Annotated in this window: 24 protein-coding genes; 13 read left to right on the forward strand and 11 right to left on the reverse strand. The window is 53.5% G+C overall.

The annotated features are described in order from the left end of the window. Positions 1–41 precede the first annotated feature (41 nt). Positions 42–1,385 carry an NADP-specific glutamate dehydrogenase gene (gene gdhA, locus CHU32_RS03355; protein WP_103677756.1) on the forward strand — a complete coding sequence of 448 codons (1,344 nt, stop codon included), beginning with the start codon at positions 42–44 and terminating at the stop codon, positions 1,383–1,385. Between the two features lie 33 nt (positions 1,386–1,418). On the opposite strand, the gene CHU32_RS03360 is transcribed toward gdhA, so the two are convergent. From CHU32_RS03360 to CHU32_RS03375, 4 genes are all read right to left on the reverse strand, one after another. After that, on the reverse strand, positions 1,419–2,228 hold the full coding sequence (locus CHU32_RS03360) for a hypothetical protein (RefSeq protein ID WP_103677757.1): 810 nt from the start codon (positions 2,226–2,228) through the stop codon (positions 1,419–1,421). A gap of 129 nt (positions 2,229–2,357) precedes the next feature. After that, positions 2,358–4,307 carry a DNA topoisomerase III gene (locus tag CHU32_RS03365; protein WP_103677758.1) on the reverse strand — a complete coding sequence of 650 codons (1,950 nt, stop codon included), beginning with the start codon at positions 4,305–4,307 and terminating at the stop codon, positions 2,358–2,360. A 4-nt stretch (positions 4,308–4,311) separates the two neighbouring features. Beyond that, positions 4,312–5,355 (reverse strand): selenide, water dikinase SelD, encoded by a 1,044-nt coding sequence (gene selD / locus CHU32_RS03370; protein ID WP_103677759.1) that lies wholly within the window; start codon positions 5,353–5,355, stop codon positions 4,312–4,314. 116 nt (positions 5,356–5,471) lie between these two features. After that, positions 5,472–6,023, reverse strand: coding sequence for an NAD(P)H nitroreductase (locus tag CHU32_RS03375; RefSeq protein WP_103677760.1), 552 nt, complete (start codon positions 6,021–6,023; stop codon positions 5,472–5,474). A gap of 166 nt (positions 6,024–6,189) precedes the next feature. On the opposite strand from CHU32_RS03375, the gene sppA reads away from it, so the two are divergent. From sppA to yajD, 4 genes are all read left to right on the forward strand, one after another. Continuing rightward, a complete protein-coding gene (gene sppA, locus CHU32_RS03380) occupies positions 6,190–8,043 on the forward strand; it encodes a signal peptide peptidase SppA (RefSeq protein ID WP_103677761.1) in 1,854 nt (617 codons plus the stop codon). 268 nt (positions 8,044–8,311) lie between these two features. After that, on the forward strand, positions 8,312–9,328 hold the full coding sequence (gene ansA / locus CHU32_RS03385; protein WP_103677762.1) for an asparaginase: 1,017 nt from the start codon (positions 8,312–8,314) through the stop codon (positions 9,326–9,328). A 10-nt stretch (positions 9,329–9,338) separates the two neighbouring features. Beyond that, positions 9,339–9,980: a bifunctional nicotinamidase/pyrazinamidase gene (pncA, locus tag CHU32_RS03390; protein ID WP_103677763.1), complete on the forward strand. Its 642-nt coding sequence runs from the start codon at positions 9,339–9,341 to the stop codon at positions 9,978–9,980. Positions 9,981–10,067: 87 nt separating this feature from the next. Continuing rightward, a complete protein-coding gene (gene yajD / locus CHU32_RS03395) occupies positions 10,068–10,412 on the forward strand; it encodes an HNH nuclease YajD (RefSeq protein WP_103677764.1) in 345 nt (114 codons plus the stop codon). 54 nt (positions 10,413–10,466) lie between these two features. On the opposite strand, the gene CHU32_RS03400 is transcribed toward yajD, so the two are convergent. Then, positions 10,467–10,742, reverse strand: a complete 276-nt coding sequence (locus CHU32_RS03400; RefSeq protein WP_103677765.1) for a YeaC family protein — start codon at positions 10,740–10,742, stop codon at positions 10,467–10,469. A 42-nt stretch (positions 10,743–10,784) separates the two neighbouring features. Next, positions 10,785–11,198 (reverse strand): peptide-methionine (R)-S-oxide reductase MsrB, encoded by a 414-nt coding sequence (gene msrB, locus CHU32_RS03405; RefSeq protein WP_103677766.1) that lies wholly within the window; start codon positions 11,196–11,198, stop codon positions 10,785–10,787. A 341-nt stretch (positions 11,199–11,539) separates the two neighbouring features. Here msrB and gapA point away from each other — a divergent pair, with 341 nt between their 5' ends. Together gapA and CHU32_RS03415 are read left to right on the forward strand one after the other, a co-directional pair. Further along, a complete protein-coding gene (gene gapA / locus CHU32_RS03410; RefSeq protein WP_103677767.1) occupies positions 11,540–12,535 on the forward strand; it encodes a glyceraldehyde-3-phosphate dehydrogenase in 996 nt (331 codons plus the stop codon). 74 nt (positions 12,536–12,609) lie between these two features. Then, a complete protein-coding gene (locus CHU32_RS03415) occupies positions 12,610–13,494 on the forward strand; it encodes a D-hexose-6-phosphate mutarotase (protein WP_103677768.1) in 885 nt (294 codons plus the stop codon). A 165-nt stretch (positions 13,495–13,659) separates the two neighbouring features. Here CHU32_RS03415 and CHU32_RS03420 read toward each other — a convergent pair whose 3' ends face one another. Beyond that, positions 13,660–14,514, reverse strand: coding sequence for an aldo/keto reductase (locus tag CHU32_RS03420; RefSeq protein WP_103677769.1), 855 nt, complete (start codon positions 14,512–14,514; stop codon positions 13,660–13,662). A gap of 94 nt (positions 14,515–14,608) precedes the next feature. Continuing rightward, positions 14,609–15,355 (reverse strand): MipA/OmpV family protein, encoded by a 747-nt coding sequence (locus CHU32_RS03425; protein WP_103677770.1) that lies wholly within the window; start codon positions 15,353–15,355, stop codon positions 14,609–14,611. Between the two features lie 432 nt (positions 15,356–15,787). Here CHU32_RS03425 and yeaG point away from each other — a divergent pair, with 432 nt between their 5' ends. Beyond that, positions 15,788–17,722 (forward strand): protein kinase YeaG, encoded by a 1,935-nt coding sequence (gene yeaG, locus CHU32_RS03430; RefSeq protein ID WP_103677771.1) that lies wholly within the window; start codon positions 15,788–15,790, stop codon positions 17,720–17,722. Positions 17,723–17,845: 123 nt separating this feature from the next. Beyond that, entirely contained in the window at positions 17,846–19,129 is a 1,284-nt protein-coding gene (locus CHU32_RS03435) for a YeaH/YhbH family protein (RefSeq protein ID WP_103677772.1), read from the forward strand. Between the two features lie 32 nt (positions 19,130–19,161). Here the strand turns inward: CHU32_RS03435 and CHU32_RS03440 are convergent, their stop codons facing one another. Beyond that, a complete protein-coding gene (locus CHU32_RS03440; protein ID WP_103677773.1) occupies positions 19,162–19,932 on the reverse strand; it encodes a class I SAM-dependent methyltransferase in 771 nt (256 codons plus the stop codon). A gap of 201 nt (positions 19,933–20,133) precedes the next feature. Here CHU32_RS03440 and CHU32_RS03445 point away from each other — a divergent pair, with 201 nt between their 5' ends. Then, a complete protein-coding gene (locus tag CHU32_RS03445) occupies positions 20,134–20,580 on the forward strand; it encodes a DUF441 domain-containing protein (RefSeq protein ID WP_103677774.1) in 447 nt (148 codons plus the stop codon). Between the two features lie 69 nt (positions 20,581–20,649). After that, positions 20,650–21,831: a CynX/NimT family MFS transporter gene (locus CHU32_RS03450; RefSeq protein ID WP_103677775.1), complete on the forward strand. Its 1,182-nt coding sequence runs from the start codon at positions 20,650–20,652 to the stop codon at positions 21,829–21,831. Position 21,832: 1 nt separating this feature from the next. Here CHU32_RS03450 and CHU32_RS03455 read toward each other — a convergent pair whose 3' ends face one another. Beyond that, positions 21,833–22,537, reverse strand: coding sequence for a CTP synthase C-terminal region-related (seleno)protein (locus CHU32_RS03455; RefSeq protein ID WP_103677776.1), 705 nt, complete (start codon positions 22,535–22,537; stop codon positions 21,833–21,835). A 174-nt stretch (positions 22,538–22,711) separates the two neighbouring features. Here CHU32_RS03455 and CHU32_RS03460 point away from each other — a divergent pair, with 174 nt between their 5' ends. Next, positions 22,712–23,206: a 2-thiouracil desulfurase family protein gene (locus CHU32_RS03460; RefSeq protein ID WP_103677777.1), complete on the forward strand. Its 495-nt coding sequence runs from the start codon at positions 22,712–22,714 to the stop codon at positions 23,204–23,206. Between the two features lies 1 nt (position 23,207). Further along, positions 23,208–23,555 carry a DUF488 domain-containing protein gene (locus CHU32_RS03465; protein WP_103677778.1) on the forward strand — a complete coding sequence of 116 codons (348 nt, stop codon included), beginning with the start codon at positions 23,208–23,210 and terminating at the stop codon, positions 23,553–23,555. On the opposite strand, the gene CHU32_RS03470 is transcribed toward CHU32_RS03465, so the two are convergent. Continuing rightward, positions 23,552–23,785, reverse strand: coding sequence for a putative hemolysin (locus tag CHU32_RS03470; protein WP_103677853.1), 234 nt, complete (start codon positions 23,783–23,785; stop codon positions 23,552–23,554). The two genes, CHU32_RS03465 and CHU32_RS03470, sit on opposite strands and share 4 nt — an antisense overlap. Positions 23,786–23,879 lie beyond the last annotated feature (94 nt).

Below are 23,879 nucleotides of genomic sequence, written 5' to 3' on the forward strand. Positions count from 1 at the left end.
AATAAATACAACCCATCACATCATAAGAGGCTCTTATATCTATGGATCAGACACGCTCTCTGGAAAGTTTCCTTGCCCGCGTACAACAGCGCGATCCGGAGCAAAAAGAATTCGCTCAGGCCGTACGTGAAGTCATGACCACGCTTTGGCCGTTCCTGGAACAAAATCCCCGCTACCGCGAACTGTCACTGCTGGAAAGACTGGTTGAACCCGAACGCGTGATCCAGTTCCGCGTCGTCTGGGTCGATGACCGCAATCAGGTGCAGGTTAACCGCGCCTGGCGCGTACAGTTCAGCTCCGCCATCGGTCCGTTTAAAGGCGGCATGCGCTTCCACCCTACCGTTAACCTGTCGATCCTGAAATTCCTCGGCTTCGAACAGACCTTTAAAAATGCCCTGACCACCCTGCCCATGGGTGGAGGTAAAGGCGGTAGCGATTTCGATCCGAAAGGGAAAAGCGATGGCGAAGTCATGCGCTTCTGTCAGGCGCTGATGACGGAATTGTACCGTCACCTTGGTCCGGACACCGACGTACCGGCGGGCGATATCGGCGTCGGTGGCCGCGAAGTTGGCTTTATGGCCGGGATGATGAAAAAACTCTCCAACAATACCGCTTGTGTGTTCACCGGTAAGGGTCTCTCCTTTGGCGGCAGCCTGATTCGTCCGGAAGCGACCGGCTACGGGCTGGTCTATTTCACCGATGCGATGCTAAAACGTCACGGTCTTGGTTTTGAAGGTATGCGCGTGGCGGTGTCTGGCTCGGGCAACGTGGCGCAATACGCCATTGAAAAAGCGATGTCGTTGGGTGCGCGGGTCATCACCGCTTCCGATTCCAGCGGCACGGTCGTGGATGAAGCGGGTTTTACCGCAGAAAAACTGGCCCGCCTGGTGGAGATCAAAGCCAGCCGCGATGGTCGTGTGGCCGCCTATGCCAAAGAATTTGGTTTAACCTATCTTGAAGGGCAGCAGCCGTGGAACGTGCCGGTGGACATCGCCCTGCCGTGCGCGACGCAGAACGAACTGGACGTCGATGCGGCTCGTCAGCTTATTGCCAACGGCGTAAAAGCGGTGGCGGAAGGCGCAAATATGCCGACCACCATTGAAGCCACCGATCTGTTCCTTGAAGCGGGTGTTCTGTTCGCGCCGGGCAAAGCGGCCAACGCCGGCGGCGTCGCCACATCAGGACTGGAAATGGCGCAGAATGCCGCGCGTATGGGCTGGAAAGCGGAGAAGGTGGATGCCCGCCTGCACCATATCATGCTCGACATTCACCATGCCTGCGTGGAATACGGTGGTGAAGGTAAACAGACCCACTACGTGCGCGGGGCGAATATTGCGGGCTTCGTAAAAGTCGCGGACGCCATGCTGGTCCAGGGTGTGATTTAACCTTGTTGCGCCTCCGTCAAAAGAGGCGCTTCACTACTGATAACCGTCCCAGGCACGATCCAGTACTTCCACCGCTGGCCGGGCAAGCGTCACGCTCTGTGCAGAAAGCGTGCTGGTTCTGACCCGGCTGGACGTCAGTTCTCCCCATGACCAACTGACGCGGGTATTGTTCTCCAGTTTGGCTATCGCCTGCGCGGCGTTATCACCGTAGATAAAGGGAAAATCAGCGGCAGTAATAAATTGGCTATTACCAATGCGTAGCTGTGCAATGGGATTAAAGCGCATCTTACCGACCGAAATCAGATACCCTTCCGGCACCTCCAGCGCGGTTAACTCCGGCACTTTCTGAATATAAAAATTCTCATCATTGATGAAACAACCGTGAAAATCGGCTTCGTTATCGTTGACGCTTTCCCGGGTTTCACAGGCAAAATGCCAGCCTTCATCTCTATTGCCAATATAGCCATCGGCATTGACGCCCGTATGCGTTAGCGTATAGCGCGTATTGCCTACGCTACCCTCCTCTTTAGCTAAAAGATCGAGAGAGCCGGGGACGTTACGGCTGGTAGTAAGCTGGCAGATCATTCTTCCTTGTGGAAATAACGGGCGGGAAGAAAACGTCATTACCACCGGCGCGAGTGAATAATTCATCAGCGAATGGATCTCACTGGCAACGTAGATATCCGCGCAATGCAGGGAGTGTGAATTCGCCTGCTGGTTCAGCCAGGTGGTTTCCTGTAACGTTGCGCGCCGAAATGCTGTGGCGGGAATACCGGCATCCGTTGTGGCACTGGATAACGTCGGGCGCAAGAGCAATACCATTAATATATATTTTTCAACCATGGATTTAACCCAATATATATCTATTCCAGCGCAGTGTGGAATATCAGCCCAAAAGTCGGCAGGCATAATATCAGGGTTAAAAAAAACGCCTTTGAGCCGCGTGCTCCTGAAGGCGTTTTTCAGAATATATTAAGATGGTATTGCGGCATTCTCGCCATTATCAGGTGGGGACGTTTTTTTCGTGCTGCGTTTACGAAACCCTTTTTTCTTATCCGCTGCCGGCGCGACAATACCACGAAACTGGCGGACCGGCGTGCTGCGAGCCTGATGGATCAGATCGTGCAATGTGCCGACCAGCGGCTGCATGAAGTCCTGATAGCGGCACTGCTTCTCACTGATTTGCGTCAGTACCGATTCCCAGTGGGCAGTCATATCCGGCCTCGCCGCCATCTCAGGCAAAGAGTGGATCAACGCGCGGCCGGCTTCCGTCGAGTGAATATAGCGCCCCTGCTTATGCAAGAAGCTGCGCTTAAACAGCAGTTCGATGATCCCGGCGCGGGTAGCCTCGGTGCCAAGTCCGTCGGTGGCGCGCAGGATCTTCTTGAGATCTTTATCCTGTACAAAACGGGCGATCCCGGTCATGGCAGACAGCAGCGTGGCGTCGGTAAAGTGACGTGGCGGCTGGGTTTGCCGTTCCACGACTTCGCCTTTTTCACACAGTAATTCATCGCCTTTCGCCACCACCGGCAGCGGAGTGCCGTCGTTTTCTTCATCACGCTCTTTAGAGCCGAGCAGCGTGCGCCAGCCTGCATCGGCGAGGAAGCGGGCTTTGGCAATAAATTTGCCGTTAGCGATCTCCAGTTCAATCACGCACTTACGGAACACCGCATCCGGGCAAAACTGCATCAAATACTGACGGGCGATCAGACCGTACACTTTGGCTTCGTGGTCGTTGAGATTGACGGCGGAACTGCGCGCCGTAGGGATAATCGCATGGTGGGCGTCGACTTTTTTATCATCCCAGCAGCGATTGCGTTTATTAGCATCGACCACAGGCTGCGGCAGCAGGCCCGGCGCATGAACGCCAATCGCATTCATTACCGCATGACGTCCGGCAAAGTGCTCTTCCGGCAGATAGCGGCAGTCTGAGCGCGGGTAGGTAATGAGCTTATGGGTTTCATACAGCTTCTGGCAGATATCCAGCACGTTCTGCGCGCTGAGGTTAAAACGCCGGGCGGCCTCAATTTGCAGCGAGGAGAGGGAAAACGGCAGCGGCGCAGGTTCTGATTCCCGTTTATCGTTATACGATGTCACGATTGCAGGCTGACCGGCGATGCGGCTGACGACGTGATCGGCCAGCGGACGATGCAGCAATCGCCCTTCTTCATCCTGATACGGTTCGCAGGCTTCACTCGGCTGCCAGAGCGCAGTAAAGCGCTCGTCCTTTGGCGTGACGATATGCGCTTTTACATCAAAGAAATCTTTGGCAATGAAGTTTTCAATTTCTTCATCACGGCGAACTACCAGCCCGAGCACCGGTGTCTGCACGCGCCCTACCGACAGCACGCCCTGATAGCCCGCGTTGCGACCAAGGATCGTATAAGCCCGGGTCATGTTAATACCGTAAAGCCAGTCGGCACGCGCCCGTGCCAGCGCGGAAACGCACAGCGGGATAAACTCGCTGTTGGCACGCAGACGCGAAATTGCGCGTTCCACGGCCTGCGGATTCAGGTCGTTAATCAGGCAGCGCTGCACCTGCTGGCGTTTTGCCGGCGCGAGTTGCAGGTAATCCAGCACTTCATCGACCAGTAACTGCCCTTCACGATCCGGGTCACCCGCGTGGATCACTTCCTCGGCTTCATGTAGAAAGCGTTTGATAACATTGAGCTGTTTGGTGACCGACGGCCTCGGCTGAAGCTGCCACTTCTCCGGCACGATAGGCAGATCGTTGAGGTTCCAGCGCGCATAGCGGCCATCGTACGCATCAGGCTGGGCCTGTTCGAGAAGATGGCCGATACACCAGGTGACGACCTGCCCATTACCGCACTCAATAAAGCCATCGCCTTTACGATGCGGCTTTGGGAGCACATCCGCAATCGCCCGTCCCAGGCTTGGCTTTTCCGCAATAAACAGCCGCATCGACTTAACGGATCTCGATCATCGGTCGTCCCGCGCGCGCGCGTACCAGTTCGCCGATCGCGCTGAGCGTGATGCCAAACTCTGCGGCGGCGGCCTGTACTTCCGCTTCCCCTTCCGGCGTCACCGCCAGCAGTAGCCCGCCGGAAGTTTGTGGATCGCACAGGAGATCGCGCCATGCTTGCGGCATATCGCCCATTAAATGACCATAGCTGGCATAGTTGCGCCCGGTGCCGCCCGGCACCGCACCACGCTGAATATATTCCTCCACGCCCGGCAGTTTTGGTACATCTTCATAGCGGATCTGCGCCTGAACGCCTGCGCCCTGGCACATTTCGCTCAGATGCCCCAGCAGACCGAAACCAGTGACGTCGGTCATCGCTTTCACGCTCTCAAGATCGGCAAATGCTGCGCCGGCGAGGTTCATACGACACATTACTTCGGTCGCCAGCCCCTGATGCTCCGCTTTGAGCAATGATTTTTTCTCAGCGGTAGTTAAGACGCCAATCCCCAGCGGTTTGGTAAGATAGAGTTTGCAGCCCACCTGCGCGGTGCTGTTTTTCTTCACCCGCTCGGTCGGCACGATACCGGTCACCGCCAGGCCAAAAATAGGCTCAGGGGCGTCAATGGAGTGCCCGCCCGCAAGGGCAATACCAGCCTGCTGACAAGCATGACGACCGCCTTCGATGACCTCACGGGCAATCTCCGGAGCCAGTTTCTCAATCGGCCAGCCCAGAATCGCGATGGCCATAATCGGTTTCCCGCCCATGGCAAAAATATCGCTGATGGCATTGGTGGCGGCGATACGGCCAAAATCAAAAGGATTATCGACGATAGGCATAAAAAAATCGGTAGTGCTGATGACCGACGTACCGTTGCCTAAATCGTAAACCGCCGCATCGTCGCGGGTTTCATTACCGACAAGCAGTCTGGGGTCGATAAACTTTGCCTGATCGCTGTGCAGGATAGTCTCCAGCACCTTCGGGGAAATTTTACAACCGCAACCTGCTCCGTGGCTGTATTGCGTTAATCGAATAGCTTGCGCGCTCATGGACCTCTCCTGTCAATGCACTGCCGCTATGGTAGCGCCAGAAGCGGGCAGTGATAAGTACTACTGTCTGAATCATGCTGCTTTCGCTCATAATCCAGACAGTTTTTCCGTTGATGTCAGAAATAGCGGACAAAGGGAGCGGTGTCGGCCAGTTCAATCGTTGTTGAAGCTTTTAACTGCGGCGTGCCTAAATAGAGAAAACCGACAATTTTGTCCTGCGCACGACATTCCAGCCCTTCACGAACAACAGAACTTTCCGTCAGCGGACCACTGCGCCAGATACCATTAAACCCCTGTGCCAGTGCCGCCATTTGCATTGCCATTACCGCGCAGCCAGCGGACATTTCCTGTTCCCAGCGCGGGACTTTATGGTGCTCTTCGCATTTCGCCACCACGGCAATAATCATCGGCGCACGGAACGGCGCATTCCGCGCTTTGTCGATGGCTTTTTCATCTGATCCCGCATCGAGCGCGCCTTTTTCCAGCAGCGCACTGAAGCGCTGACGCCCTTCACCTTCTACAATATAAAACCGCCATGGTTGCAGGGTACCGTGATCTGGCGCGCGAATACCGGCGCGCAGAATATTTTCCAGTTGATCGCCTGCCGGAGCCGGATCGATCAGTCGTGAAGCGCTACGACGGTTGACGAGCAGTTCAAGTGCATCCATTAATTAACTCCTGTTATGTTAATTCTTCACAAAATTAACATGTACAGGCGTTTTGTTACAGCACCGCCAGCGATTCCTGCTGACAAGTGGCGACGGTGTATTTAGGATAGCCACACGATTTTGCCGAAACGGCAAATTTTTCATTCTGTTTGGTCAGGGAGATTGCATGCGAACCCTTTGGCGATATATAGCCGGATTTTTTAAGTGGACATGGCGTTTACTCAACTTTGTACGCCAGTTGGTCCTGAATGTAGTGTTTATTTTCCTGCTGCTGGTGTGCGTCGGGATCTGGATGCAGCTGACCAGTGGTCCGGAAGAAAATACCCAGCGTGGCGCACTGCTGCTGGATATTACCGGTGTTGTCGTCGACAATCCCTCGCCCACCAGTAAGCTGAGTGCGGTAACCCGCGAGTTGTTTGGTGCTAACTCTGACCGGTTACAGGAAAACTCGCTGTTTGATATTGTGCATTCGATCCGTCAGGCAAAGGAAGACCGCAACATCACCGGCATCGTGCTGGATCTGAAAAATTTTGCCGGTGCCGATCAGCCGTCAATGCAATATATCGGTAAAGCGCTGCGCGAGTTCCGCGACAGCGGCAAACCGGTCTATGCGGTGGGCGATAGCTACACGCAGGGGCAATATTACCTCGCCAGTTTTGCCAATAAGATCTGGCTCTCGCCGCAGGGTACGGTCGATTTACACGGTTTTGCCACCAACGGCCTGTATTACAAGTCCCTGCTGGATAAGCTGAAGGTCACTACGCACGTTTTCCGCGTTGGTACCTATAAGTCGGCGGTAGAGCCGTTTATTCGTGACGATATGTCCCCGGCGGCCCGTGAAGCCGACAGCCGCTGGATCGGCGAGCTGTGGCAGAATTATCTCTCAACGATTGCGTCAAATCGCAAGATTTCCGCCCAGCAGGTATTTCCCGGCGCGCAGGGCGTGCTGGATGGCCTGCGTAAAACCGGTGGCGATACCGCGAAATATGCGCTCGACAATAAACTGGTAGATGAACTGGGTTCCAGCGCCGAGATGGAAAAAGCGCTGAGTAAACAGTTTGGCTGGAGCGATAAAGACAAAGATTTCAGCGCCATCAGCATGTATGACTATGCGCTGAAAAAACCGGCGCAGGAAGGTGGCAAAATCGCGGTCATCTTTGCAAACGGTGCCATCATGGACGGCGAAGCGACGCAGGGTAATGTGGGTGGCGATACCACCGCCGCGCAAATCCGCGAAGCCCGCCTCGACAACGATGTAAAAGCAATCGTATTGCGGGTTAACAGCCCTGGCGGCAGCGTCAGCGCCTCAGAAGTGATCCGCGCTGAGCTGGCAGCGGCGAAAGCAGCGGGCAAACCGGTAGTTGTGTCAATGGGCGGTATGGCGGCGTCCGGCGGTTACTGGATCTCCACACCAGCAAACTATATCGTCGCTAACCCAAGCACCCTGACTGGCTCTATCGGCATCTTTGGCGTGATAAACACCGTAGAAAACAGCCTCGATTCTATCGGTGTGCACACCGACGGGGTGGCAACCTCACCGCTGGCGGATGTTTCCATTACGAAAAATCTGCCGCCGGAAGTGCAGCAGATCATGCAGTTGAGCATTGAAAACGGCTATCAGCGCTTTATCTCACTGGTTGCCGCTGCCCGTAAGAGTACGCCAGAGCAAATCGACAAGATTGCTCAGGGCCATGTCTGGACTGGTCAGGATGCGAAAAACAACGGTCTGGTCGACAGCCTTGGTGATTTTGACGATGCCATCGCTAAAGCCGCCGAACTGGCGAAGCTTAAACAGTGGCAACTGGACTACCTGGTTGAAGAGCCTGGCATGTTCAATATGGTCATTGACAGCCTGACCGGGTCTGTGCGCGCCATGCTGCCACAGGCGATGCAGGCGTATCTGCCTGCCCCGCTGGCAGGCGCGGCAAGCGTGGTGAAAGAAGAAAGCGACAAGCTCGCCGCCTTCAACGACCCGCAAAATCGCTACGCGTTTTGCTTAACCTGCGCCAACATTCGCTAGTCACTTCACGATGCGTCGCCCTGGCGGCGCATCGTTTTTTATCCAGAAACATACTTAATAGCCTCTCCTGATTGCCACGTCAGATTTGATACATTCTTCTGTATCTCGTTGCTTCCGCTGTTCTCACTCTTTGGTTAATATCGGCATCAACGACTATTTTTTATTCACGCAAAGGAGAAGCTTGTTAAATGCTGTAACCGTCAGGATACTGCCGTTTTCATTATCTCCACGCTATACTCCCCGCATTCACAGACGCGACCAGGCCGTTATGCAAAAGAAATCCATTTACGTCGCCTATACTGGCGGCACCATCGGTATGCAACGCTCCGAGCAGGGCTATATTCCTGTTTCCGGGCACCTCCAGCAGCAACTGGCGCAAATGCCGGAGTTCCATCGTCCGGAAATGCCGGATTTCGCCATTCATGAATATCTGCCGCTGATGGACTCTTCAGATATGACGCCGCAGGACTGGCAACATATTGCTGAAGACATTAAGGCGAACTACGACAACTATGACGGATTCGTGATCCTTCATGGCACCGATACCATGGCTTTCACCGCCTCCGCCCTCTCTTTCATGCTGGAAAATCTGAGCAAACCGGTAATTGTGACAGGGTCACAAATCCCGCTGGCCGAGCTGCGCTCGGACGGACAAATTAACCTGCTCAATGCCTTGTACGTGGCCGCCAATTATCCCATTAATGAAGTTGCGCTGTTTTTTAATAATCGCCTCTATCGTGGTAACCGTACGACAAAGGCGCATGCCGATGGTTTTGATGCCTTTGCCTCTCCTAACCTGGCACCTTTACTGGAAGCCGGAATTCATATTCGCCGTCTTGGAACGCCGCCATCGCCACGAGGAACCGGCGAACTTATCGTCCATCCGATCACACCGCAACCCATTGGGGTAGTGACGATTTATCCGGGTATTTCCGCAGACGTAGTACGTAACTTTCTGCGCCAGCCGGTTAAAGCCTTGATCCTGCGCTCTTACGGAGTGGGTAATGCGCCGCAGAATGCCGAGTTTCTTCAGGAGCTGGCCGACGCCAGCCAGCGCGGAATTGTGGTGGTGAACCTGACACAATGCATGTCAGGTAAGGTTAATATGGGCGGCTATGCTACCGGCAATGCGCTGGCCCATGCGGGGGTCATCAGCGGTTTCGACATGACGGTAGAAGCCACGCTGACCAAGCTCCATTATCTGCTCAGCCAGGGGCTGAGCACCGATGCCATTCGTACGGCGATGATGCAAAACCTGCGCGGTGAGCTGACCCCGGATGAATGAAGGAGTGACAATGAAGCAACGAGCACTATTACTGGTCGATATACAAAATGATTTCTGCGCGGGTGGCGCGCTGGCCGTCCCGGAAGGTGACAGCACGGTTGATGTCGCGAATACGCTGATTGACTGGTGCCATCGACGTGGTGAGAACGTTGTCGCCTGCCAGGACTGGCATCCGGCAGACCACGGCAGTTTCGCCAGCCAGCAAGGCGTTGAGCCTTTTACCGACGGCATGCTGGATGGCATTCCCCAGACCTTCTGGCCCGATCACTGCGTTCAGGATAGCGAAGGCGCACAGCTCCATCCGCTGTTAAAGCATAAAGCAATCGAAGCCGTTTTTCGTAAAGGGCAAAATCCGCTGATTGACAGTTACAGTGCTTTTTTTGATAACGAGCACCGTCAGCAAACCGGTCTGGATAGCTGGCTGCGTGAGAAGCAGGTAACCGCACTGATCGTTATGGGACTGGCCACCGATTACTGCGTCAAATTTACCGTACTTGATGCCCTGACGCTGGGTTACGCTGTTAATGTGATCACTGATGGCTGCCGCGGCGTCAATATTCAGCCGCAGGACAGCAATGTGGCCTTTATGGAGATGGCCGCTGCTGGTGCAACGTTGTACACCCTCGACGACTGGCTGGAAACCCAGGTTTGATGGCGACGGGTATGACGCAATTACATTAACTTACGGGCCCGATGCCTGCTACCATGGCAGCGTCACCCTGTATTAAGGTCCAATATTATGGCTTATATCCCCAAAAACTATGCCCGACTTGAGGTCGGCTATCGCGAAAAAGCCCTGAAGCTTTTTCCATGGGTGTGTGGACGCTGCTCGCGCGAGTTTGTGTATTCCAACCTGCGCGAGTTGACAGTGCATCACATTGACCACGATCACTCAAACAATCCGGAAGATGGCAGTAACTGGGAGATGCTTTGTCTCTACTGCCACGATCATGAGCATTCAAAATACACGGAAGCCGATCAATATGGTTCAACCGTGGTAGCAGGTGAAGATGCGCAGGAAAGCGTAGGCGCGGCGAAATACAATCCGTTCGCCGATCTGAAAGCCATGATGAACAAAAAATAACAGCCCCTTTGCGCCCGGTGTAACAACAATGCCGGGCGATAAACAGGCTTATATTCAGGAGCGGAAAGTGGCGATGGGTTTTGGCGTGATGCCAAATTCTTCTTTTAGCTGCTGCTTCGTTTTCATCACCATCTGCCCCTGTGTGTCGATAGTCATGTGCTGGGCGTCAGTGTTATGCCGCGCCTGCCAGAGCATTACCAGTTGCAGACTGTTTTCCTTCTGCTCCGGCGTCAGTGCGACGCCATCAGGCCATTTTCCCAGCTCAACGGCAGTGACCAGGCGTTGATAAACTTCCGGCGTCATACTCTCAATAAGTGTGTCGAGTTCCACTCTCGTGCTCCTGAAGATGGAATAATTAGCTGAATCGATTTTTCAGCCTTTAATTTGCTCGCCGTCAGTATCATCCGTAAAGCTTAATGATGCTGAGTTGACGCAAAAACGCTCTCCGGTAGGTTGCGGACCATCCGGAAAAACATGTCCCAGATGCGCGTCGCAATTTCCACAGCGGATTTCAATGCGCTGCATACCGTGTGAGTAGTCATTGAGTGAGCGGATTGCCGTTTCGCTAACTGGCTCATAAAAACTCGGCCAGCCGCAGCCAGACTCATATTTTGACGCAGAATTGAACAGCGGTGCGTCGCACACCAGACAGTGATAAACCCCTTCACGTTTATTATGCAAGAGTCGCCCGGTAAATGGCGGCTCGGTACCATGATTTTGCGTCACATAAAATTGCATTTCGCTCAGCGTCGTTTTTAGCGTTTCGGGTGATGGTTTATTAGCCATTTTGATACATCTCGCTGTAGTCGCACTTACATTTGTAAGCCTATTCTAACAAAACATTAACATCAAGGTGTGGCTATTTGTTCTAAACTTATCCGTTGTGCGTGGCTACCCGGATTATTGTGATGGCATTCACATTTTTATCCGGCTGGCCCTTTAAAATTCCGGGCGCAGCCCCCATGTGGTTTTCAGCCCAAAGGAAAAGTCGAGCGAGTCAGTCGTCCAAAGGTTAAGCAGAGGATTGATTTGTCGCAATGATTGACACGATTCCGCTTGACGCTGCGTAAGGTTTTTGTAATTTTACAGGCAACCTTTTATTCACTAACAAATAGCTGGTGGAATATATGACTATCAAAGTAGGTATCAACGGTTTTGGCCGTATCGGTCGCATTGTTTTCCGTGCTGCTCAGGAACGTTCTGACATTGAAATCGTTGGTATCAACGATCTGTTAGACGCTGACTACATGGCGTACATGCTGAAATATGACTCCACTCACGGCCGTTTCAACGGTACCGTAGAAGTGAAAGACGGCCATCTGGTTGTTAACGGCAAAACCATCCGTGTTACCGCAGAAAAAGATCCGGCTAACCTGAAATGGAACGAAATCGGCGTTGACGTTGTTGCTGAAGCTACCGGTATCTTCCTGACCGACGAAACCGCTCGTAAGCACATCACTGCTGGCGCGAAGAAAGTGGTTCTGACTGGCCCGTCCAAAGACAACACGCCGATGTTTGTTAAAGGCGCTAACTTTGACAAATATGAAGGCCAGGACATCGTTTCTAACGCTTCCTGCACCACCAACTGCCTGGCACCGCTGGCAAAAGTTATCAACGACAACTTCGGCATCATCGAAGGTCTGATGACGACCGTTCACGCGACCACCGCGACTCAGAAAACCGTTGATGGCCCGTCTCACAAAGACTGGCGCGGCGGCCGCGGCGCATCCCAGAACATCATCCCGTCCTCTACCGGTGCTGCTAAAGCAGTAGGTAAAGTACTGCCAGAACTGAATGGCAAACTGACCGGTATGGCGTTCCGCGTTCCGACTCCGAACGTATCCGTTGTTGACCTGACCGTTCGTCTGGAAAAAGCAGCCTCTTACGAAGAAATCAAGAAAGCCATCAAAGCCGCTTCTGAAGGCGAAATGAAAGGCGTTCTGGGTTACACCGAAGACGACGTTGTTTCTACCGATTTCAACGGCGAAATCTGCACTTCCGTGTTCGATGCCAAAGCAGGTATCGCACTGAATGACAACTTTGTGAAACTGGTTTCCTGGTACGACAACGAAACTGGCTACTCTAACAAAGTTCTGGACCTGATTGCCCACATCTCTAAATAAGTGAGATGAGACATGATCCTAAAGAGCGACTTCGGTCGCTCTTTTTTTGTTTTGAAGACAGAGGATTGCGCTAAATGATTAATAAAATTTTTGCTCTACCTGTAATCGAACAGATAACCCCGGTGCTTTCTCAGCGTCAGCTTGACGAACTGGAAGTGATCGTTATTGACCATCCGCAGGTGAAAGCCTCTCTTGCCCTTCAGGGCGCGCATCTGCTCTCCTGGAAACCGGCAGGTGAAGAGGAAGTATTGTGGTTAAGCGGCAATACACCATTTAAAAATGGCGTGGCGCTGCGCGGTGGCGTTCCAGTCTGCTGGCCGTGGTTTGGGCCTGCTGAACAACAAGGTCTGCCCTCTCACGGCTTTGCCCGCAACCTGCCGTGGACGCTGAAAGCGCACAACGAAGATGATAATGGCGTTATGTTGACATTTGAACTTCAGAGCAGCGACGCCTCACGCCAGTACTGGCCGCATGATTTCACACTGTATGCGCGCTTCAAGCTGGGTAAAACCTGCGAAATCGAACTGGAAGCGCACGGCGAATTTGAAACAACTTCAGCGCTGCATACCTACTTCAACGTGGGTGATATCAGTGCGGTAAAAGTCAGCGGTCTTGGCGATCGCTACATTGATAAAGTAAATAACGCGCAGGAAGGCGTTCTGGCTGAGGGTGTGCAGACCTTCCCGGATCGCACCGACCGCGTTTATACGAAGCCGGAAGCGTGCAGCGTTATCCACGATACGGCGTTGAATCGCAGTATTGAAGTGATTCACCACCATAACGACGATGTAGTTGGCTGGAACCCTGGCCCGGCACTCTCTGTCAGCATGGGCGATATGCCGGACGACGGCTATAAGACGTTTGTTTGCGTTGAAACGGCTTGCGCCACTCGCAAGCAAAAAACCAGCGAGGAGAAACCTTCTCGTCTGGCACAGACCATTCGCGTGGCTAAACGCTAATAATTGGCCTGTTAATTCGTATAGCGTCACTAAAAATGGCTACCGCCGGGTAGCCATTTCAGAAAACGTCTAAGCGGTGCATCGTCGATTGCGTGTGTGGCAGCAGGGACTGCAATCCGGTAGCGGTTTACAGGCCGGATAAGGCGAAGCCACCATTCCTGAATGTTACACCACGTCCAGCGGCATCTTGCGCTGGGGAGCTGGAAATACACGATCGAGTTTCGCCAGCTCGTCCGCACTCAGGGTAATGTTCAGTGCGGCAGCATTCTCTTTCACATGTTCCACGCTCGATGCTTTGGGGATCGCCATCACGCCCTGATGAGTAATAACCCACGCCAGCAGGATTTGTGCCGCGCTGGCATTGTGCGCATGTGCAATGTCCAGCACCGTAGCATTATTCATCAGCCCGTTACGCAGCCTGCCAGCCTGCGCCAGCGGACAATACGCCATCACCGGTAACGACTGCTGCTGGCACCACGGTAACAAATCATATTCGATACCGCGCGAGGCCAGATGATAGAGCACCTGATTAGTCGCACACTGTCTGCCGCCGTCCACCTGCCATAACTCGTGCATATCGTCGATGTCCAGATTCGACACGCCCCAGCGGGCAATTTTGCCCTGGGCAATCAGCGTCTCCATCACGTCGACGGTTTCCGCCAGCGAATAGTTTCCCCGCCAGTGCAGCAAATAAAGGTCGAGATGGTCGGTGCCCAGCCGGCGCAGGCTGGCTTCGCAGGCAGCAATGGCCTTTTTGCCCCCGGCATTCCATGGGTAGACTTTTGATACCAGAAATACCTGGTCGCGAATGCCTTTCAGCGCGTCGCCCACCACCTCTTCCGCACCGCCATCAGCATACATTTCCGCCGTATCAATCAGCGTCAGTCCCTGTTCGACGCCTGCGCGCAGGGCGGCGACCTCAGTCGCGCGCTGGCTTCGACTTTCCCCCATGTACCATGTGCCCTGGCCGATGGCCGGCACCGTAGCCTGATGACCAAAATGAATACGTTTGCTTGTCATAACTCCTCCTGAGATTTTTACTGCCCCACCATAATGCAAAACAGGGCATAATTGCCCTGTTTTATCGCATAAAATGCCCTGGATATGTGCCCTGTCAGAAACTGTAGGTTACGCCAGTTGAAAGTACGCCGGACCAGGATTTGTCGACCATCGGGCTGTCAGTCACCTCATCCGACAAACGGGTATAGCGTCCGGAGCCATAGAGGTTCCAGTGATCGTTCAGACTATAGCTCACCGCCAGCTCGACATACGGGTTCCAGCTATCGTTCGGATTATAGCTGCGAAGACCGCTACGGCGAGATTCCTTGCCGGACACGCCATAGAAGTACTCATTCTGGTTTTCGCTGCTCCACTCCACCCCGATGCCCGGCGTGATGCGCCAGCTATCGTTAATGTAGCGGTAAAGCCATGCCACATCCCCGGTGATGCCATTGCTGTTATCCAGGGTATCACCCGCAAGTGTAGTGCGCAGGAAACCGTACGGGGTTTCATGAACATAGGTTAGCCCTGCCATCACCGTCGAACGGCGGCGATCGAGCTGGCGCAATTGGTTATTGTCGCTGTCATGAGGTTTGAAATGCAGCGGAGAGTAGTACGCCGTAATGGAGAGTTTGTCGGTTTTATCGTTCCACAAATAATAGCCGCCACCCAGGCCGCGGAACCAGAAATCATCACCTTCGTAAGCGATAACCGGTACAGGATAAACATCGTCATCATATTGCTTATAGGGATTTTGCACGACGCCGACACCCGCACCCACTGTCCAGGGGCCAGCCGCCTGCGCGACGCTGACCGAAGAAGCAATTAGCACACCCAGTGCCAGAAGTTTGAATTTAGTCACAATTCGCTCTTTCCTGTAATCAAATAATCCGCTGAAGGAGTGTAACCGCCCTTTACGCACAACCCAAATAATTTACAAGATTCTTACTTAGAGAAACTTTTTACTATCTCTTGCGTAAATGACAAATCGTTTGCACAGGGATGACGCTACGATGACCAGCGCTGGCGGGCTTTAAGACAACGATAATTATTTTTAGATGAGTTATTGATATGTCATTGAAATTGGTCATGGCTCGCATGCAAGTTTTGCAAATGCCATCTACGCTTTATTTAGAAGGTGTATCGCCGGGCACGTCGTCTTCTGGCCTCCTCTAACCTGGCATAATGGTTGCTGGAGTGTGAATGAGCGTGGCTCAGCCTACCTCTTCCTGGAGCCTCTACTATTCATATGAACGGCTCTTTACCTGTGCTAAAAACGAAAGGACGGCATGCCATGAATATATTCGATCACTACCGCCAGCGTTATGAAGCTGCCAAGGACGAAGAGTTCACACTGCAGGAATTTCTTACTATTTGCCGCCAGGATCGTAGCGCCTACGCCAATGCGGCGGAGCGGCTATTGACGGCAATCGGTGAGCCAGTGATGGTTGACACTGCTCAGGAACCACGGCTATCTCGTCTCTTTTCGAACCGGGTCATCGCACGTTATCCGGCCTTTGAGGAGTTTTACGGAATGGAAGAGGCTATTGAGCAGATTGTTTCATACCTGAAACATGCGGCTCAGGGCCTGGAAGAGAAAAAACAGATCCTCTATCTGCTGGGTCCTGTCGGCGGCGGTAAATCCTCGCTGGCAGAACGGCTGAAAGCGCTCATGCAACGAGTGCCGATTTACGTGCTGAGCGCGGACGGTGAACGTAGCCCGGTTAACGATCACCCATTGTGCCTGTTTAATCCGCAGGAAGATGCCCAGATACTCGATAAAGAATACGGCATTCCACGCCGTTATCTCGGCACTATTATGTCGCCATGGGCGGCAAAACGCCTGCATGAGTTTGGCGGCGACATCACCAAATTCCGCGTGGTCAAAGTCTGGCCGTCCATTCTGGAGCAGATTGCGATTGCCAAAACAGAGCCTGGCGATGAGAACAATCAGGACATCTCCGCACTGGTAGGTAAAGTGGACATCCGTAAACTGGAGAACCACGCCCAGAACGATCCTGATGCCTATGGCTATTCCGGCGCGCTGTGCCGGGCAAACCAGGGCATTATGGAGTTCGTGGAGATGTTTAAAGCACCAATCAAGGTGTTGCATCCGCTGCTGACGGCGACCCAGGAAGGCAACTATAACGGCACCGAGGGGATTTCGGCCCTGCCGTTTAACGGCATTATCCTCGCCCACTCCAACGAATCTGAATGGGTCACTTTCCGTAATAATAAGAACAATGAAGCGTTCCTTGACCGTGTCTATATCGTCAAGGTGCCCTACTGCCTGCGCATCTCCGAAGAGATCAAAATCTACGAGAAGCTGCTTAATCACAGTGAATTAACTCACGCACCTTGCGCGCCGGGTACGCTGGAAACGCTGGCCCGCTTTACTATTCTGTCGCGCCTGAAAGAGCCGGAAAACTCCAGCACCTATTCAAAAATGCGCGTTTATGATGGTGAAAGTCTCAAGGACACCGATCCAAAAGCTAAATCCTATCAGGAGTATCGGGATTATGCGGGCGTGGATGAAGGCATGAACGGTCTGTCGACCCGTTTCGCCTTTAAAATCCTCTCAAGAGTGTTTAACTTCGATCATGCGGAAGTCGCCGCGAACCCGGTGCATCTGTTCTATGTTCTGGAGCAGCAGATCGAGCGCGAGCAGTTCCCACAAGAGCAGGCAGAACGCTATCTTGAGTTCCTGAAAGGCTATCTAATCCCGAAATATGCCGAGTTCATTGGCAAAGAGATCCAGACGGCTTATCTGGAGTCCTACTCCGAATACGGGCAGAACATCTTCGATCGCTATGTCACTTATGCGGATTTCTGGATACAGGATCAGGAGTATCGCGACCCGGATACCGGGCAGCTTTTCGACCGTGAATCACTGAATGCTGAACTGGAAAAAATCGAGAAGCCCGCCGGGATCAGCAATCCAAAAGATTTCCGTAATGAAATCGTTAACTTCGTGCTGCGCGCCAGAGCCAATAACAATGGACGTAATCCGAACTGGACCAGCTACGAGAAACTGCGTACGGTGATCGAGAAGAAAATGTTCTCTAACACTGAAGAACTGCTGCCGGTGATTTCCTTTAACGCGAAAACATCGACCGACGAGCAGAAAAAACACGACGATTTTGTCGATCGGATGATGGAGAAAGGCTATACCCGCAAGCAGGTGCGTCTGCTGTGCGAGTGGTATTTACGCGTACGTAAATCTTCATAATATCAATGCCCGGTAGCACGGCTCACCGGGCCTGAATAAAGATGCGTTTTGCAGGCCGGAGAACAGAACGTTTTCCGGTCTGTGAACGCAGCGTGAAGTTGGCAAAAGCAGTACGGGGGGCATATGACCTGGTTCATTGACCGACGACTGAACGGTAAAAATAAGAGTGCGGTTAACCGCCAGCGCTTTTTACGCCGTTATAAAGCACAAATTAAGCAATCCATATCCGAAGCCATCAATAAACGCTCGGTGACGGACGTGGAAAGCGGCGAATCCGTTTCCATTCCGGCTGGCGATATCAACGAACCGATGTTCCATCAGGGGCGCGGCGGCGAACGCAGTCGTGTTCATCCGGGGAATGACCACTTCGTGCAAAACGATCGTATTGAGCGTCCTCAGGGTGGCGGCGGTGGCGGTGGTAGCGGACAGGGACAGGCAAGTCAGGATGGCGAAGGCCAGGATGAATTTGTGTTCCAGATTTCCAAAGACGAGTATCTGGATCTGCTTTTTGAAGATTTAGCCCTGCCTAACCTGAAGAAAAATCAGCACCGGCAGATGAACGAATACAAAACGCATCGGGCTGGATATACCTCCAACGGCGTCCCGGCCAATATCAGCGTGGTACGTTCGCTACAAAATTCGCTGGCCCGACGCACGGCGATGACGGCAGGAAAACGTCGCGAACTCCGCGAACTGGAATCCTCTCTTGATACGATCAGCAACAGCGAACCGGCACAACTGCTTGAAGAAGAGCGGTTACGCAAAGAGATCGCTGAACTGCGGGCTAAAATCGAGCGTGTGCCGTTTATTGATACTTTCGATTTGCGTTATAAGAATTATGAAAAACGCCCGGAACCGTCCAGCCAGGCGGTTATGTTCTGCCTGATGGACGTGTCAGGCTCAATGGATCAGGCCACCAAGGACATGGCAAAACGGTTTTATATCCTGCTCTATTTGTTCCTGAGCAGAACCTATAAGAACGTAGATGTGGTCTATATCCGCCATCATACCCAGGCGAAAGAAGTTGATGAGCATGAATTTTTCTACTCCCAGGAGACCGGGGGCACCATTGTGTCCAGCGCTCTGAAGCTAATGGATGAGGTGGTGAAAGAACGTTACGATCCGGCGCAATGGAACATTTACGCCGCACAGGCGTCGGACGGCGATAACTGGGCGGATGACTCGCCGCTGTGTCACGAGATCCTGGCGAAGAAAATCCTGCCGGTGGTGCGTTACTATAGCTATATCGAGATCACCCGGCGTGCGCATCAAACCCTGTGGCGTGAGTATGAACATCTTCAGGCCTCGTTTGATAATTTTGCTATTCAGCACATTCGTGAGCAGGAAGATATTTACCCGGTATTCCGTGAGCTGTTTCATAAGCAAAGCGTAACATCCGGCGACTAACACGATTCCCCGCGCCCGGCGCGGGGAAAAGGTTAATGTCCTTTCACTGAACAACAGGCAATGTAGTTGAGATGCCTGCGCTGCGATCGAAAAAAACGAAACATCCCCAGAAAACGGGTTCGGTTCTGGCGGGTGCGCAGGCCGTTAAACACAATCCTGACTGCGCCTTTGATGCCTTCATCGCGGATGAGTCCCTGCGGCGACATTAGCGACATCTCACCGTTATGCTGCGTCACTTCAGTAAAACCCGACGCCAGCAATATCTCCTGCCAGCCCTGCCTGGTCATCGGGCTGACGTTCGATTTCACTACCTGCTGAAGTTGATGCTGCTCGCCTTCAGCCAGTCGTCCGGCGGTAAACATAATATCGTGGGTTAACAGTCGGCCCCCAGGTTTCAGCACCCGATAATATTCGCCAAGCAGCTTCGCTTTCGCTTTATCGGCGTACATGGTTAGCATGGCTTCGTTAATAACCACGTCAAAACTGTTATCGGCGAAAGGCAGGCTGTTGGCGTTAGCGGGCATAACCTGAATATGCTGCTCAAGACCGTGCGCCACAACATTGGCTTTTGCCTTCGCCAGCGCGTCTTTATCCATATCAACGGCAATAACCTGGCAGCCAAAGCGCTGCGCCAGTTCGATTGCCGTAGTCGCCATATTGCAGGCGATTTCCAGCACCTGGCTTTCCAGCGTTAACCGGGCCTGACTGAATAACCACTCTGTGGCCTCGATACCGCCTGGACGTAAACGGGTTTTTCCGAGACTGGCCAGAAACGTATGCCCTGCTTTTTCATTGATGCTCATTTCCCCCTCCCCAGCATAAGATGCATTATAAATACAACTTTACCAGCACCAGGTTAAAATGAGAATGGTTTTTATTTCTACCGAAATGATAAGTAGCCGATTACCCCTGCCTGTAGGAGTGGCCGAGAAAAAAAGCCTTTTTACTCACGTGTATGTGCGTAAAATGAGCATGCTTATTATTTTTCGGCAAGGAAAACTACGATGTTTGATGTCACACTGCTCGTCCTCCTTGGACTGGCAGCGCTGGGGTTTGTTAGCCATAACACTACCGTCGCCGTTTCTATTCTGGTGCTTATTATTGTCCGCGTAACGCCGCTGAGTACCTTTTTTCCGTGGATCGAAAAACAAGGTCTGACGATCGGGATTATTATTCTGACCATCGGCGTAATGGCTCCCATTGCCAGCGGCACGCTGCCGCCGTCAACGCTGCTACACTCGTTTGTAAACTGGAAGTCGCTGGTGGCCATCGCCGTTGGCGTGTTTGTTTCCTGGCTCGGCGGGCGCGGTGTCTCGCTGATGGGCAGCCAGCCTCAACTGGTGGCCGGGCTGCTGGTCGGCACGGTGCTGGGCGTGGCGTTATTTCGCGGCGTGCCAGTGGGGCCGTTGATTGCTGCCGGGCTGGTCTCGCTGGTGATAGGAAAGCAGTAGTTTTTACCCTTTGACTGAACGGGCATAAACGCACCGTTTTATGCCCTTATATGACGTATTGAGAAATTTATGACCACCGCAACCTCCACTTCAGGCCGACATACTGTCTTGTTAATTGCTGGCATCCTGATGATTGCCACCACCCTGCGCGTTACTTTTACCGGCGCTGCACCACTGCTGGATGCCATCCGCGCGGAATACGGCCTTACCACCGCGCAAACCGGCCTGCTGACGACCCTTCCCCTGCTGGCGTTTGGTCTGATTTCACCGCTGGCTGCAGGGGTGGCGCGTCGTTTTGGTATGGAACGCAGCCTGTCTGCCGCGATGCTGCTGATATGCGCCGGGATCGCTGTTCGCTCCCTGCCTTCTGCACTGTTTTTGTTTACCGGCACCGCCATTATTGGCTGTGGTATCGCGCTGGGTAACGTTCTGCTGCCGGGCCTGATTAAGCGTGATTTTTCACAACACGTGGCGAAAATGACCGGTGCCTATTCCCTGACTATGGGTGGCGCTGCAGCGTTAGGGTCGGCGCTGGTGGTACCACTGGCGTTAAACGGCTTCGGCTGGCGCGGCGCGCTGCTGATGCTGATGATATTTCCGCTACTGGCCTTTTTGCTCTGGCTTGCGCAACGCGGTCAACAGCAACCAGTATCGTTAACCTCTTCACGAATGCAGCACAGCCGGGGGATCTGGCGCTCGGCCCTGGCCTGGCAGGTCACTTTATTCCTGGGAATTAACTCGCTAATTTATTATGTGATCATCGGCTGGCTGCCCGCGATCCTGACAGGACAGGGCTATAGCGAAGCGCAGGCGGGATCGCTGCACGGCCTGCTCCAACTGGCGACGGCGGTACCGGGTCTGGCCATTCCGCTGATTTTATATAAGCTCCGTGACCAACGCGCGATTGCGGCATTGGTTGCCTTACTGTGCGCGGTAAGCGCGGCGGGATTCTGGTTTATTCCCCAGGGCGCGGTGTGGTGGACGCTGCTATTTGGCTTTGGCTCAGGGGCGACAATGATCCTTGGCTTAACGTTTATTGGCCTTCGCGCCCGCTCGGCGCATCAGGCCGCCGCGCTTTCCGGCATGGCCCAGGCGGTAGGTTATCTTCTTGCCGCCTGCGGTCCGCCGCTGATGGGTAAAATCCACGATGCCAGCGGCGACTGGCATTTGCCGCTGCTGGCCTGCGCAGTATTATCCGTCGTGATGGCGATCTTCGGTGCCTGTGCCGGACGCGACCGGGAAATCACTTAAATTAATGGCTGGCGGCGTAAAGCCATGCCTGTACCAGCGGTGCAGGTCGCCCCGCCAGCGCATGGCGTTCATGCTGGAATAACGTCGCGACAAAAAATGGGTGGGTCACGAGTTCAATTGCCCGGATCTCACCCTCTTCATCCCAACCGGTAACGTGCAAAGGCTCATTTTCAAGCGCCCGGGCAAAATCAGCGGCCACCCCATAATTACAGTGATAACCTTCCTCAATGCTTTCTCTGCCATACGCGCGGGCGATATGGGTATTGGCGCGTAGTTCGATGGTATCGCTTTTTTCTACCAGCGAGCAGGTTAAGGGTGTAATGATCATTCTGCCTTCGCTGTCGATTTCCGCATGGGCGGCGTCTTGCCAGCCCATCACGTTGCGCGCATATTCCAGAATGGCATGCTGAAAACCGCCGCAGGTTCCGAGAAACGGAATCGCGTTTTGTCGGGCATGACGTACAGCAATTAATGCGCCATCCATATTTTCGTAAGGGCTGGCAGGCACCAGCCAGATGGCGTCAAACCCCTGCAGATCGTCTTCGCTTTTAATATCGCGAGTGGCTAACCAGTGGTAGTGCGCCACCGTATCGAGCACGGCAGCAGCGTCATCAATAGCCAGCGGGATTGCCTGATGCGCGGTGACATCGGCATTGTAGTCGCCGACAAGTGCAATACGTAACGCGGGGGAGGAAGCAATTTCCATGAGGATTACCTTATGTCTGAGCGGAAAATGGACAACACAAGGAACCTCAGACTAGCGATATTTTCTTCCAAAGACAACACCTTAATTAGTAGGCCACGGGATCATACTCAGGCTGTATTGAACGTCGGGGATAGACTACTCTTGACGACATTGTGCAACGTTACCGGACGCGGAATGAAAAATAAGTTACTGGTCAGCGCCTGTTTGATGGGATTTAACGTTCGTTATAACGGCCAGGAAAAAGCCGATCTTTCGCTACATGTTGCGCGCTGGCAGCGCGCAGGACGAATCGTTGTCCACTGTCCAGAACTGGCGGCAGGGTTACCTACCCCGCGCCCGCCAGCAGAAATTGTCTCAGCCGACGGCGCAGAGGTCATGAATCTGCGCGCGCGGATTATTGAACATGATGGGCAGGATGTCACCGCACATTATCAGCTGGCCGCCTGGCTGGCACTGCAAACGGCCATTGAGACGAATTGTGGCGCGGCGCTGTTAACCGACGGCAGCCCGACCTGCGGCAGTCAGTTTATTTATGACGGCAGTTTCAGCGGTACCCGCAAACCCGGTTCGGGCGTTGCTGCGGCACTACTGCGGGAGCATGGGATCAGCGTATTTTCCGAAAGACAGTTCCCGGCGCTCATTGCATGGATGGAGAAAACGGAGAGGTAATATGATCCAGTGTAAACGCGTTTATGACGATCCCGTCGCACATGATGGCTACCGCGTACTGATCGACAGGCTATGGCCTCGCGGGATAAAAAAGAAATCTCTTCACTGTGATGAATGGTGTAAAAACCTTGCGCCCTCTGCTGAGCTGCGCAAAGCCCTGCACAGTGAAACGATCGATTTTGCCACCTTCTGCCAGCACTACCGCGAGGAGTTAAGCGCTCTGCACGACGACGGTTTACGCCTGCTCGCGCAGGCCGGGAAAGACAATCTTACCCTGCTATACGCCGCCAAAAACCCCCGCCAGAACCATGCCCTGATTCTGGCGGACTGGCTGGCAAAACTGGCTTAATGGGTTGAGGGATGGTCGCGCCGCCACAATTCCCATTCGTCGATAGTCTGACCATCGCTGAGACGGCATTCGGTGCGCACGCCCTGTGGGCTTTGTACCGGTACGCGCGTGCCTCCCTGCTCTAAACACCACACCGCCGCCGGATTCGCCAGCCCCGTCGCAGGGGGTTCGCTATGATCGCTGGCACAACCCACCAGCGCCAGCGGTAAAAACAAACAAAGTCGTTTCATTGCCTCTCCTTTTTCACTCGCCCCCATACTGATAAAGGCGATCTTCATGATTTCTTCATTTTCCACAGGTTTTAGTCGTTTATTCTGAAGCGGT

The sequence above is a fragment of the Superficieibacter electus genome, assembly GCF_002915575.1.
Taxonomy (GTDB): Bacteria; Pseudomonadota; Gammaproteobacteria; order Enterobacterales; family Enterobacteriaceae; genus Superficieibacter; species Superficieibacter electus.

Excerpts from the sequence above, each read along its gene's own strand:
- CHU32_RS03455 (WP_103677776.1), bottom strand. The coding sequence starts at position 22,537 with ATGGAAATTGCTTCCTCCCCCGCGTTACGTATTGCACTTGTCGGCGAC.
- selD (WP_103677759.1), bottom strand. The coding sequence starts at position 5,355 with ATGAGCGCGCAAGCTATTCGATTAACGCAATACAGCCACGGAGCAGGT.
- yeaG (WP_103677771.1), top strand. The coding sequence starts at position 15,788 with ATGAATATATTCGATCACTACCGCCAGCGTTATGAAGCTGCCAAGGAC.
- msrB (WP_103677766.1), bottom strand. The coding sequence starts at position 11,198 with ATGGCTAATAAACCATCACCCGAAACGCTAAAAACGACGCTGAGCGAA.
- ansA (WP_103677762.1), top strand. The coding sequence starts at position 8,312 with ATGCAAAAGAAATCCATTTACGTCGCCTATACTGGCGGCACCATCGGT.
- gapA (WP_103677767.1), top strand. The coding sequence starts at position 11,540 with ATGACTATCAAAGTAGGTATCAACGGTTTTGGCCGTATCGGTCGCATT.
- CHU32_RS03470 (WP_103677853.1), bottom strand. The coding sequence starts at position 23,785 with ATGAAACGACTTTGTTTGTTTTTACCGCTGGCGCTGGTGGGTTGTGCC.
- CHU32_RS03460 (WP_103677777.1), top strand. The coding sequence starts at position 22,712 with ATGAAAAATAAGTTACTGGTCAGCGCCTGTTTGATGGGATTTAACGTT.
- yajD (WP_103677764.1), top strand. The coding sequence starts at position 10,068 with ATGGCTTATATCCCCAAAAACTATGCCCGACTTGAGGTCGGCTATCGC.
- CHU32_RS03445 (WP_103677774.1), top strand. The coding sequence starts at position 20,134 with ATGTTTGATGTCACACTGCTCGTCCTCCTTGGACTGGCAGCGCTGGGG.
- sppA (WP_103677761.1), top strand. The coding sequence starts at position 6,190 with ATGCGAACCCTTTGGCGATATATAGCCGGATTTTTTAAGTGGACATGG.
- CHU32_RS03435 (WP_103677772.1), top strand. The coding sequence starts at position 17,846 with ATGACCTGGTTCATTGACCGACGACTGAACGGTAAAAATAAGAGTGCG.
- CHU32_RS03440 (WP_103677773.1), bottom strand. The coding sequence starts at position 19,932 with ATGAGCATCAATGAAAAAGCAGGGCATACGTTTCTGGCCAGTCTCGGA.
- gdhA (WP_103677756.1), top strand. The coding sequence starts at position 42 with ATGGATCAGACACGCTCTCTGGAAAGTTTCCTTGCCCGCGTACAACAG.
- pncA (WP_103677763.1), top strand. The coding sequence starts at position 9,339 with ATGAAGCAACGAGCACTATTACTGGTCGATATACAAAATGATTTCTGC.
- CHU32_RS03365 (WP_103677758.1), bottom strand. The coding sequence starts at position 4,307 with ATGCGGCTGTTTATTGCGGAAAAGCCAAGCCTGGGACGGGCGATTGCG.
- CHU32_RS03420 (WP_103677769.1), bottom strand. The coding sequence starts at position 14,514 with ATGACAAGCAAACGTATTCATTTTGGTCATCAGGCTACGGTGCCGGCC.
- CHU32_RS03415 (WP_103677768.1), top strand. The coding sequence starts at position 12,610 with ATGATTAATAAAATTTTTGCTCTACCTGTAATCGAACAGATAACCCCG.
- CHU32_RS03360 (WP_103677757.1), bottom strand. The coding sequence starts at position 2,228 with ATGGTTGAAAAATATATATTAATGGTATTGCTCTTGCGCCCGACGTTA.
- CHU32_RS03450 (WP_103677775.1), top strand. The coding sequence starts at position 20,650 with ATGACCACCGCAACCTCCACTTCAGGCCGACATACTGTCTTGTTAATT.
- CHU32_RS03465 (WP_103677778.1), top strand. The coding sequence starts at position 23,208 with ATGATCCAGTGTAAACGCGTTTATGACGATCCCGTCGCACATGATGGC.
- CHU32_RS03375 (WP_103677760.1), bottom strand. The coding sequence starts at position 6,023 with ATGGATGCACTTGAACTGCTCGTCAACCGTCGTAGCGCTTCACGACTG.